This is a genomic window from Paenibacillus puldeungensis, assembly GCF_042678945.1.
Classification (GTDB): domain Bacteria; phylum Bacillota; class Bacilli; order Paenibacillales; family Paenibacillaceae; genus Fontibacillus; species Fontibacillus puldeungensis.
On sequence record NZ_JBHTLM010000024.1, the window covers coordinates 35,513 to 47,251 of the forward strand.

11 protein-coding genes are annotated in these 11,739 nt (G+C 46.3%); 8 read left to right on the forward strand and 3 right to left on the reverse strand.

Going from position 1 to position 11,739, the window contains the following annotated elements:
* Position 1 precedes the first annotated feature (1 nt).
* Complete coding sequence (locus ACFQ3W_RS22565; protein WP_379321493.1) at positions 2-865, reverse strand: class I SAM-dependent methyltransferase; 864 nt, start codon at positions 863-865, stop codon at positions 2-4.
* 278 nt (positions 866-1,143) lie between these two features.
* Between ACFQ3W_RS22565 and ACFQ3W_RS22570 the strand changes: the two genes are divergently transcribed.
* The 5 genes from ACFQ3W_RS22570 (at position 1,144) to ACFQ3W_RS22590 (ending at position 6,209) form a co-directional block, all read left to right on the forward strand.
* Positions 1,144-1,923, forward strand: a complete 780-nt coding sequence (locus ACFQ3W_RS22570; protein ID WP_379321494.1) for an ABC transporter ATP-binding protein — start codon at positions 1,144-1,146, stop codon at positions 1,921-1,923.
* A gap of 124 nt (positions 1,924-2,047) precedes the next feature.
* Positions 2,048-2,908 carry a prohibitin family protein gene (locus ACFQ3W_RS22575; protein WP_379321495.1) on the forward strand — a complete coding sequence of 287 codons (861 nt, stop codon included), beginning with the start codon at positions 2,048-2,050 and terminating at the stop codon, positions 2,906-2,908.
* Between the two features lie 209 nt (positions 2,909-3,117).
* Positions 3,118-4,131: a spore germination protein gene (locus tag ACFQ3W_RS22580; protein WP_379321496.1), complete on the forward strand. Its 1,014-nt coding sequence runs from the start codon at positions 3,118-3,120 to the stop codon at positions 4,129-4,131.
* A 26-nt stretch (positions 4,132-4,157) separates the two neighbouring features.
* Entirely contained in the window at positions 4,158-4,838 is a 681-nt protein-coding gene (locus ACFQ3W_RS22585; RefSeq protein ID WP_379321497.1) for a Ger(x)C family spore germination C-terminal domain-containing protein, read from the forward strand.
* A 327-nt stretch (positions 4,839-5,165) separates the two neighbouring features.
* Positions 5,166-6,209, forward strand: coding sequence for an HD-GYP domain-containing protein (locus ACFQ3W_RS22590; protein ID WP_379321498.1), 1,044 nt, complete (start codon positions 5,166-5,168; stop codon positions 6,207-6,209).
* Positions 6,210-6,252: 43 nt separating this feature from the next.
* On the opposite strand, the gene ACFQ3W_RS22595 is transcribed toward ACFQ3W_RS22590, so the two are convergent.
* Positions 6,253-6,960, reverse strand: coding sequence for a L,D-transpeptidase family protein (locus ACFQ3W_RS22595; protein ID WP_379321499.1), 708 nt, complete (start codon positions 6,958-6,960; stop codon positions 6,253-6,255).
* 302 nt (positions 6,961-7,262) lie between these two features.
* Between ACFQ3W_RS22595 and sigI the strand changes: the two genes are divergently transcribed.
* From sigI to ACFQ3W_RS22610, 3 genes are all read left to right on the forward strand, one after another.
* Positions 7,263-7,985 (forward strand): RNA polymerase sigma-I factor, encoded by a 723-nt coding sequence (gene sigI, locus ACFQ3W_RS22600; protein ID WP_379321500.1) that lies wholly within the window; start codon positions 7,263-7,265, stop codon positions 7,983-7,985.
* A 20-nt stretch (positions 7,986-8,005) separates the two neighbouring features.
* Entirely contained in the window at positions 8,006-9,532 is a 1,527-nt protein-coding gene (locus ACFQ3W_RS22605; RefSeq protein WP_379321501.1) for an anti-sigma-I factor RsgI family protein, read from the forward strand.
* Between the two features lie 159 nt (positions 9,533-9,691).
* On the forward strand, positions 9,692-10,663 hold the full coding sequence (locus ACFQ3W_RS22610; RefSeq protein WP_379321502.1) for an HD-GYP domain-containing protein: 972 nt from the start codon (positions 9,692-9,694) through the stop codon (positions 10,661-10,663).
* A 51-nt stretch (positions 10,664-10,714) separates the two neighbouring features.
* Here the strand turns inward: ACFQ3W_RS22610 and ACFQ3W_RS22615 are convergent, their stop codons facing one another.
* Positions 10,715-11,737 (reverse strand): N-acetylglucosamine kinase, encoded by a 1,023-nt coding sequence (locus tag ACFQ3W_RS22615; protein WP_379321503.1) that lies wholly within the window; start codon positions 11,735-11,737, stop codon positions 10,715-10,717.
* Positions 11,738-11,739 lie beyond the last annotated feature (2 nt).

Below are 11,739 nucleotides of genomic sequence, written 5' to 3' on the forward strand. Positions count from 1 at the left end.
GCTATTCCTCCCAGCGCCCAAGAATGCCGCAAGGTAGATTCAGCCCCGATCGTGTAATAGGTAGTCCTAGCTCACCAGCCGAAATTCTTCCTCCAAACCGCTGCTTTACGGTCATCGACAACATATTGTGAAGCACGGTTGGTGATATCCCGGTCGTGTAAGAGTTAATCAGGAAGAAAAGCGGCTTGTCCGACAGAATGGATAAACACGATTCTACGAACGGATATAAGCTTTGCTCCAGCTTCCACATTTCACCGCCCGGGCCACGTCCATAAGAAGGTGGGTCCATGATGATCGCATCATAATGATTGCCGCGCCGTTGTTCACGTTGAACGAATTTGAACACATCGTCTGTGATAAAACGGACAGGGCGATCGCTTAATCCAGAGAGAGCAAGATTCTCCTTGGCCCATTGGACCATTCCTTTTGCCGCGTCTACATGCACCACTGAAGCGCCTGCCGATGCAGCCGCTACAGTAGCTCCTCCCGTATAGGCGAACAAGTTCAATACTTGAATCGGTCGTTTCGCTGCAGAGATTTTGTCCATCATCCAGCGCCAGTTGGCCGCTTGTTCAGGGAATAATCCCGTATGCTTGAAATTTGTCGGGCGGATATAAAATTTCAGCCGGTCATAATTAATCGTCCAGCGGTCCGGCAGTTGCTTTTTCATTTCCCATTCCCCGCCACCGGAGGAACTGCGGTGATAGTGCCCGTGAACCTCACGCCAGGTTTTGTCCTCGTTTGCAATTGGCCAAATGATTTGCGGATCGGGACGGCGAAGAATTACATCACCCCAGCGTTCCAGCTTTTCTCCGTTGCCAGTATCCAGCACCTCATAATCTTTCCAGTCGTTTGCTACGTACATATTACGATCCTTCCTTCCGCTCTCGGATACGTTTTGCTATTCCGGGTGCGTTCCTTAGTTCTAATGATTCGCTAGTTATTGTACCTTATTTTTCTATATGCATGCCAGAGATGCTCAAAACTTCTTTAATTGTTCCTTGTATGAAGGTCGGAAACTTCAGTCTACGGTCGCAGTAAACATCGCAAGCAGAAATGCCCTCATGTGTATGCGCTTGACAAAACCAAGGGGAGCGGGGTAGCTTGAGATTACTGTAAACCTACTGATGGAGGTGCCAGAGTATGGCAAAAATTATAGAGTTGAAACAGGTGACTTGGCGCCGGGAAGGTAAAATGGTGCTGAACGGAATTGACTGGGCCGTGGAAGAGGGCGAGCACTGGGCAATGCTCGGCTTGAATGGTTCCGGAAAAACGACGCTGCTGAACATGCTGAGCGGTTATCTCTGGCCATCGTCCGGAGAAATCAAGGTGCTTGGCAACAGATTCGGGGATGTCGATCTGCGAGAACTGCGTAAAACGATCGGATGGGTCAGCTCATCGCTGCAGGAGAAGCTGCATGGCGGAGAAAAGGCCCAGAATTTGGTCGTTAGCGGCAAATTCGCCTCGATCGGACTATACGAGAAACCGACGGATGAAGATTATGATCGGGCTGGCGCCTTAATGGATCAACTACGCTGTAGCCATTTGAAGGATCGCTCATACCAAACCTGCTCGCAAGGAGAGCAGCAGAAGCTACTGATCGCCCGAGCACTGATGGCTTCACCTAAGCTGCTAATTCTGGACGAAGCGACAAACGGGCTTGATTTCATATCAAAGGAGGGCCTGCTCGAAAGCATCTCCCAACTTGCGGAAAAGCCAGGGGCACCGCATATGCTGTATGTGACGCATCATACCGAGGAAATTTTGCCGATCTTCAGCCACACTTTGCTGCTTCGCCGGGGTGAGGTTTTTGCCAAAGGCCGTACAACAGAAGTGCTGAATGAAGAAGGCTTGACCGAGTTTTTCGAAATTCCGGTCAAGTTGAGCTGGAGCCAGCAGCGGGCTTGGCTAACCAGAAAATAATAGGTGTGAGCTTCAATTTGGCAGCGAGGATATTTAGTTTTTTTGCCACCTTTTTCGTGAATGTCCCGTATTACTTGATATAGCTAGCTAGTTGCAATTAGGAAGATCAAGTGGAGGGGTTATAATGGAAGCAGGAACAGGCACGAACACGAACCAAGGTCCGAAGAGGAGCAATGTGTCACTTAGCAAATTAGTCGGGATCGCTGTTACCGTCGTCGTTTTACTTATTGTTGGGATGAACAGCTTTGCGCAAGTCGAATATGGTCATGTTGGGCTGTATAAAACGTTTGGAAAACTGAATGATAACATTTTGTCGCCGGGCATGCATTTGAAAATACCTTTCATTCAAACCGTCATTCAAGTCAATACGCAGGTCACCAAAACGGAAACCGATACGACAGCGTCCTCCAAGGACCTTCAGCCGGTATCGACGCATGTAGCCGTCAACTACTCCGTAAACAAGGAATCTGCTTATAATCTGATGAACAATATCGGGGGTTCCTTTGATACGGTGATTATTAACCCGGCGGTTCAGGAAATCGTTAAGGAAGTTACCGCGCGTTACCAAGCGGAGGATTTGATTGCGAAACGCGATACCGTTGCCGGAGAAATCAGCGATCATCTGACCAGTCGTCTCGCTAAATACGATCTGATCGTTAACGAAATCAACATCGTGAATTTCAAGTTCTCCGAAGCGTTTAACCAATCGATCGAAGCGAAGCAGGTCGCTCAGCAGCAAGCGCTTAAAGCAAGCAACGATCTCAAGCGGATCGAGATCGAAGCGAAGCAAAAGATCGCCCAAGCTCAAGCCGAAGCGGAATCGTTAAAGCTGAAGAAGCAGGAAGTGACACCGGAGCTCGTGCAATTAAAGCAAATCGAGGTTCAAGAGAAGGCATTGGATAAATGGGATGGCAAGCTTCCTCAGGTCACCGGCGGGGCAACACCGTTTATTGATCTTCAATCACTTACGAACCAGCAAAAATGAGTGAGCTGACGTCACGAAAAATTTCAGATTGAGCGTACTAAGCTATTTCGAGAGGACCGTTCCAGCAATGAAGCTGGGCGGTCCTTTTTTGGGATTATTTCCTCCTCAACATGGGAATAAAGGGTAACAAGCTTCAGTACTGTTCGTGTGAGGGTGATATCAGCATGCCAAGATTTTTATTCAGAAAACCCGTAAAAAAACTGAGCCCGTTGAAAAAGAATAATTCATTCAAGGAAAAGAGCAGTCCGTCGTTTTTCTCCCTTCAAGCAAAGGAAAACGTTGATAGAATCGTGCATCTCCTAAACGCTCCGGCTGACCTTGTCACACGCTTTTTTTCGCTGGACGAGGACCAGCATCGGTGCGCTGTTATTAGTATAGCTGGGTTATCAGATACAGAGATGATTAATGAGCAGATCATACACCCTATACAGCAGTCTATTTTCGAGAAGAAGCGGGAAAATTCATGGGCTGGCAGAGATATGCTAGGTAAGCTGCAAAATGAATTTTTAGCGGTGCAGGATGTTAAGAAAACCGAATCGCTGGATGAGGTTCTTGTTGCCCTACTTTCTGGGGATACCGCCATATTTATTGATGAAACAGACGTAGTCCTGCTGATCGAAAGCAAGAAATGGACCGGTCGTAGTGTGGAGGAGCCGCAGACGGAGTCGCTCGTACGCGGTCCGCGTGAAGGATTCAATGAGAGTATCCAAACCAACATGATCTTAATTCGTCGTTCGATCCGTGATCCTAACCTGCGGTTCGAGACTTACCGAATTGGGGAGAGATCCAAGAAACAGTTGATTGTCGCTCATATCGCAGGAATCGCCCATCCCGAAATTGTACAGGAAGTAAAGCGAAGAGTTGAAACCATCCACCTTGACGATGCTCCCGAAAGTGGGTATATCGAGCAGTGGATTGAGGACAGCTATCTGTCCCCTTTCCCCCAAATACTGCATACGGAGCGTCCTGACAAGGTCTCCTCTGCTTTATTACAAGGAAAAGCTGCTATTTTACTGGAAGGAACACCATTCGCATTAATACTGCCTACAACACTGCCATCTTTGATCCAATCTCCAGAGGATTATTACGAACGTTGGCAGATCGGAACGCTGATTCGAATTTTGCGGTATTTGGCTGTAGTCATTTCTTTGACTCTACCTGCAGTTTATATTGCCCTGGTCTCATTTCATCAAGGAATGATTCCTATGATCTATTCAACGTGAGGCCGAAAAACGAAAAACTGCCCATCATGTACTTTGAATCAGTCGCCAATAACTCCATGAAGAGCTCAAGAATATTTCCACCTACGAACATCGGAGAGGTTCAATCTTATATGATCAGTAAACAAAGCTTTTCACTACCGCGAATTACTAAAACGGACGGTGAGGTAACCGTAGCTGGTGCAGCTGTAATTAATGGAGAGCATATGCAGCTTCAAGGATATCTCAATGCTGACGAAACGTCTGGACTTAACTTGATCAAAGGAAAAGCCCCAGATGGGGTGTTGGAATTTAAAATGGGCGGTGATTTTGTTGCTTATGAAATCAAATCGTCTAAGTCGACAATTCGTGCGGATGTTTCGGATCCGAAGCGGATACAATTCTCAATTCATATCGAAATGGAAGGGAATGTTGGGGAAGCGCAGTTAAGTGGAAATGTGATGGATACGAACCAAATTGCCGAAATTGAGCAGAAAACAGAGGAAGAGTTGTCCAGGCTTACCACAGCAACGATTAATAAGTTGCAGCGCGAGTATAAGACGGATGCTATCGGTTTAGGTGTCTTCCTGAACCAAGAACATCATGCCGTGTGGGAACAAGTAAAGGACGTTTGGGATCGGGAAGCTAATTACTTTTCCAGATGCGAGATTAATATAGAAACCAAGGCGAAGGTGATATTGATCGGCTCTGCTGTTGAGACTAGATCTTAACAATTTTGTAAGGAGGATGCACATGTGGAATTTCATACTGGGCCGGATGCCGACCGTAAGCGTTATTATCTGCGCCCTACTCTTGGCCTTCATTCCTTGGTTGGTATATTCCGTGAACCAATCTTTTCATCGATATGGTGATCCCCCTTGGAAAAGGGGTAATTCTAAGAGGGCTAAATGACCTAATTACTACCGTAGTCAGGCATGCCATTACTAACAAATACCGTCTTAAGAACTATTAAGGTTTTGTAAGAAATGATCGATATTTATAGGTAAAGAGGAAAAAATATGCGGCGATGGTAGCAAAAATGTGAGGGGAGGGGAAATATGAAAACACACGTCATGGAGCTCCAAGAAGGAGATCGCCTAAAAGAGGATGTATTTAACCGGGCGGGTCTACATGTTCTCCCAAAGGGGACTAGTATACATACAGAAGAAATTGCTTTGCTGATCCGGCAAAGTATTGATTACGTTGATATAGATTTGCGCGAACATTTGATGGACAAGCCTGAGGTCGAAGATGTGGATTTCGGTCAGCGGCTGCGGGATAATTTCGATTCCACGCTAAAAGGATTTCAATCGATCTTTCTAGAGGCTCTTACGACAGGTAAATTCAATCAGACGATGGTCGATCAGCAACTGGTTCCAATGCTGGAAGTACTTGATCGCAATAGAGATGTTGTTTCCTTATTGATTGCGTTTACCGAAGATGATGTTAATGTGTACAACCACTCGCTGCAGGTGGGCCTTTTATCCTACTACATTGCGATATGGCTTGGTTATTCATCAGAGGAGTGCTACGAAATCAGTAAAGCCGGATATTTGCACGATATAGGCAAAAGTCAGGTGCGTCAATCGCTTCGTAACCGTGAGCATGAGTTGGTTGGCGAAGAACTTGAGGAATTAAAACGTCACACAACTTACGGATACGAAATTATTCATAAATCGATGAATGAAGAGACGACGGCGCTGGTCGCGCTTCAGCATCATGAACGTGAAGATGGTTCAGGATATCCTGAAGGGCTCAAGAAAGAGGAAATTCATCCATATGCCTCGATTGTAGCTGTAGCGAATGCATATGTGGACTTGACAGCCCCGGAAGGTTCTCGATCCAGGCAAGATCTATTGACCGTGCTTCGCAAAATCTATGAGCTTGGTTTCGGCGTATTGAATGAAAAAGCAGTGCAAGCGTTAGCCCATAACCTGCTTCCAAATTTTATTGGTAAGAAGGCTCACCTTAGCACTGGTGAAACAGCGACAATCGTCTGGAACAATCCAATGGATATTTTCAAACCGCTCGTTCGAATCGATGATCGTTTCGTTGATTTATCTAAAGAACGTACTATATCTTTGGAGCAGGTATTTATGTAACCTCTAGCGACCCTTTCACAGATGTGTGTTAAGGGTCGTTTTACTACTCCCAGAGTCCCAGAGATTGGTACACTGCCATTGAAACGACTCCATTGGAGATTAGCTCGTGATCTTTTTGATATCGTTTCAGTGCTGCGGTTGTATCCGCTTGAAACTTGCCATTGCATACTCCGTGGTAATAACCGGCACTTTTCAATCGAGTTTGGATAAGCTGCACCTCCCCGCCTACTTCACCTTCGGCAAGAATTCTCGGGTCATGCCTCATATCTCCCAGTATATGTCCGTAAATCGTTACTTTCGTACCTACCGGGATAATATCAAACAGATCGATAACATCCCGATTGCGCATACGGATACAACCATGGCTTAAGTGCTGGCCGATCGAATCTGGACGATTCGTTCCATGAATGCCATAATAACCCCAGGGAACGTTTAGCCCTAGCCACCTGGGTCCGAATGCTGTCCCCCAATTTTTTCCTTTGTAGGTAATTCGATATTCACCTACCGGCGTAGGGGTAGAGGGGTTTCCTACGGCCACAGGATAGGTTTTTATTTTTTTTCCATGGTTTTTTACGACGAGCTGATGCTGCGGTGGATAAATCTCGATTGAGAACATTCCATCGTCCGCGACGATAGGGAGTGACGGGTCTGCAGCAGCTAGACAAAGAGAAGAAGCTGGCAGTGCAAGCGCTAATAAACAAGTCGTAAGGAACGAGGTTTGCACAAAAAAGCGGACAAAGGTACTCTTCATAGGATTCACCAAATTTATTTTTTGTAGGTACGTCAGTAGTGTATCCGAATCGGGAACGGTTATTCCTTTTTACGCCTTTTTGAAATGAGTACTGGTTTATTCTGAGCCATGCTTTTCACTGCCCGGACGTGCAAACTTTGTTGTTAATATCACGGGTGATGTTATATAATGTGGCAATGGCGTTGGAATACTAGATATGATAGATTCATAGAACTTAGGGTATTTCAACGGTTTTTACATAGTAAACGATTGGCGACCCCCATAAACAGATAAGATATATGCGTAATAGGAAGTGATCCGCTTTGTTAGATAGACCGATCAATCAAGTATTACACCAAGCTCAAGCGGGAAACACAGAGGAGCGAAATTGGCTCATTGACCAATACCGTCCGTTTATCATTCGGGCCGTCTCTCATGTGTGCAAACGTCAGATAGGCTGGAATCATGATGAGGCAAGCATCGGTTTGATTGCTCTTAATGAGGCGATCGACCGATATGACGAATCATGTGGAAAAACTTTCGATAATTTTGCTTATATGGTGATTCACAATCGTCTGGTCGATGAATTTCGAAAACAAGGCAAGATGTTTAGAACGGAAAGTACGGTTTTGGATGATGATCACGATGAATTTGAGCAATCAACTTTTGAAGTTGCAAGTTCTTTGGAACAGTATGATAGGGAGCGAGCCGCTAATGCTTTGGCCGAGGAACTCCTGCTTTACGATGAAACGCTGCAGCAATACGGCATATCCTTGGAGGATTTAGAGGATTGTTCCCCCAAGCATCGGGATACGCGAAAGCAGTTGATCGAAATGGCCAAGCGCTTTAGCGAGCATCCGGATTGGCTGGAAAGCTTGAGGATGACCAAACGTTTACCGGCCAAAGAGATGCTTACTGTTTTTAAAGTGAGCCAAAAAACATTAGAAAGAAATCGAAAGTATTTGATTGCGCTTGTTCTTATTTACTCAAGCAGCGAATTCAAACGAATAAAAAATACGGTCTCTTTTGCGGATCTAGAGGGGTGATGAGGATGCAAGGAACTGTCATGAAAATAACTGAAAATTGTATCGTCGTCCTCTGCCAAGACGGGACCTTTCGAAACTTACCGCTTCCTGCGGAATTGCCGAAGCTCGGTGAAAGCATTAATGTTGACTCGGTCCGCCGTCCGCAAAAGCTAGATAGACGTAGATTTAAGTCATCGATGTGGCTTGCAGCTGCTTCTATATTGCTGATCATCGGTGCGGTTGTTTTGCTGAATTCTTTCACAGGCACAAAGCAACCTCTCACCCTGGTAGCTGTAGATATCAATCCTAGCGTCGAGTTATGGGTTGACCAGAAAGAGAAAATCAAGGAGGTAGAGCTAATCAACGATGATGCCAAATCGTTGGTTAGTGACCAGGACCTACAAGGAAAAACAATCTATGATGCTCTTGGCTTGATCATAGACAAGGCTGAGCAGGGAGGATATTTGGATCCGCGCTCCAATAAGAAATGGGTCTGGATTACAATCGTGCCCCCTAAAGGGGCTGGGAACCCAGTGCTAACCATTGACCGAAATAAATTGCCGGCTTTTAATAAAGACTATTCGCTCGAGGTGTTCACCGCTAACCGTGCGATGGTTGAGCAAGCTAAAAAAGCGAACCTAACGATAAATAAATACGTAGTATACCGGCAAGCGCTTGATCAAGGCATAGACATCGATACGGCCAAGCTTCGAACTCATTCTATTGTCAGCGTACTTGCCTCCGCCGGAATTGAACCTGAAACCTTGTTTAAAAACGCAGCGAATCCGTCTGTAGAGCAGCAGTCAGGAGAAATGAGCGGATCGGCTTCACAGCAAGGTACTGAGCCGGCAACGACCAGCGAGCAGACTGGTGGAAACTCCGAAGGAATCGCCGAAAAGCAGACAGGTAAAGGGGATGTGCAGCTCCCCGCTGCAAACCAGGGCAGCTCGGTCAGCCAGATAGAGCCAAACCAGGGCAAAGCCAAAGCCGCTCCAAAAGGAGAAGACGGTGTGTCAGGAAGCAAGACGAATAGCACGGCAACGTTCAAGAAAAATAGCAATAATAACAGTAATAATAAAAGTAATAATAAAAGCTCTGTACCAAGCGCTGAAGCAGGTAGCAATGCCGCAGCAAATGGTTCCGGGGCGGAAGCAGCGGAAAAGAAGCCGTTAAGCCAGCAAGCGGCCCCTAAAGCTAATGATCAACCCGTGAAGAAAAACGACAAAAAGTCGCCAGAAAACGGTCAGACAAAAAACGACCATACTTCTATGTCACAAGAGCCTGCTAAGGGAAACGGATCCGCTTCGAATCAAACACAGGACAAAGGCCAGGGGATCGATCCAGCCAATACGAGCGAATCCATCAATCACGAAACGGCGAAGCCACACAATGATAATCAGAATAAACCGGAGACGGAAACGGGAAAAGAAACCGAACCAGCGGAAAGTAAATCTAACGAGAGTGCAGGAGGGTCCGGCAACAGTTCGCAAAATCAGACTCCTGCTGAACATCATACTCCGTCAGATAATTCGGGTGGCAGTGGCGGTGGCGGTCATAAAACGAAATAGAGGCGTTTCGAGTCAGAAAACGCAAAACGATGACTTTTTTTCATTGTTTTGCGTTTTTTTATTTTTCACCCCCACAAATGAATATAGTCATTTCGTATTAGGCATAAGGTATTGTAAATTCGGAGAATAGGACTAAAAACACACAAGGGGGCTTCTTGGATGAGATTAATCCCGATTTCAGAATATAACGAAAATACGATGCAGCTGGCGAAGGCTGTTTATGATGGAAGAGGCCGAGTATTGTTGGCGGCAAATCATTCGATTCATCCTAAAATTTTAGACCGGTTTGCTCAAATGGGAATTTCCCATATTGTCATTGAGGACGCTGATTCGAAAGGCATAACGCTCGAGGAAATGCTGGATATCCCTACATGGCTCGACTTGATCGCCTTGATCAAGCAAGGATATGAGGCCACTGCACAATCCCCTAAAAACTTTCCTATACGACAATTATTGCAGGGAGCTGGGATGATCGTTGATGAAGTCAAGCGTCGTCCGATCGCCATATCGGTTCCGGTAACCACGCTCGCCGGCGAACTGCAGCCATATGCCCACACCGTGAATGTAACTCTGTTAGCTATACAAATGGCTAAACAAATTGCCTATAATGATTTGCAATTGCGTGATCTGGCAGTAGGCTGTTTACTGCATGACATCGGCAAAATGCTAAGTGATATTCCAGAGAGACATCCGGAGGCCGGGTTCAACTTTTTGCGGGGCATGCGAGAAATCAATTTATTGTCGGCTCACGTCGCCTTCCAGCATCATGAAACCTACAATGGAACCGGTTATCCTCGTAAAATATCAGGTAAGGATATCCACGAGTATGCTCAGTTATGTGGTTTAGCCGACTTTTACGAAAACCTGACATCAATCAAGCATGTCCCGCCTTATGAAGCGGTGGAGGTCGTCATGGCCTTAAACGGCACCTTGTTCGCGGAGAAAATTGTACAAGCCTTCATTAAAGGGGTTGCTCCTTACCCTCCAGGTACTAAAGTGAAGCTGAACAATGGAGAATCGGCGATTATTACTCGAATCGTTACGCATATGCAGCGCCCTGTCGTGCGTTTTCTCACCTCTGGTGAGGAGATTTCGCTAGCCGAACATCCTACGTTGATGATTACGGTTTAAGGTTAGCATAAAGAAAGAGACCTTGGAGTTATTCCAAGGCCCTTTCTTTCATTAAGTTCTTTGACTCAACTCTTGTTCAATGGCAGTAATAACCTGTTGCCGCAGATCAGGCGATACGGGCTGCCCATGAGCCAGTTCAAGGGCCCACAATACAGCGCCGGTCGCGGGAGGAACCTGCAGCAAAATGTAGCGACAACGATGAGGTGTTAATGAGGCCATATACGTTTTATACTTGTTCAGCAGTAGGGGAGTTTCTGCCTTAACCCAAACGGAGCCGGCCAAGATGACATCGATCTCGCTGTTATTCCCGTCAAAATCAAGGTTATGGATACAGCCTGCAGTGGAACAGGCCAATTGTTTAGCTGTATTATCGATGATGCTAAGAGCTACCAGGTCTCCACGTTCAGCCGCTGCAAACATAATTTTCATTAATTCAGTATTTGGCAGGCTTCGCTGAAGCGTCCCTTGGACGGCATATTCCATGAAGCACTCCTTGCTTGGGACTTGCAACAGTTTCATGACCGGCTCTGTCATTTCCGTTACCGGCCCCATCCTATAGAAGCTGTCATACACCGCACGGAGCACTCTCCGGCCAAGGAAAAAGCCGCCGGCTTCATCTCCCGCAAGCTCGCTGCCAATGCCGCCGATCTGAAGGCGTTGACCCGTTGGAGATATCCCGCCCGTGGCCATGCCTGAACCGTTGATAGAACATATGCCGTATCCTTTTTCGCTACCGGCTTTAACGCCCAGAAAAGAATCATTGTCCATAGCATAATGCGTAAAGCCTATGCGTTCAATCACCTGACATAACTGCTCCTTCTGTGAAGGTATGTCAGCGCCTGCTAAACCGAAGGCCCCGGCAGCAATATGCCCCATCGAGATTTGGTTTCGTGCCAGCAACTGCTGAATGTTCTCGTTCATAACCCGGTAAGCACTGGCATACGCATCCGAGAAGCGTTCATGGCTGCATGTACCCGTATGAATATGATCGATAAAAATGCCCTCGGTATCAAATAGAAAATAATCGGTTTTGCTATTCCCACCGTCAACGCCGATCACATATTGTCTACTCATCG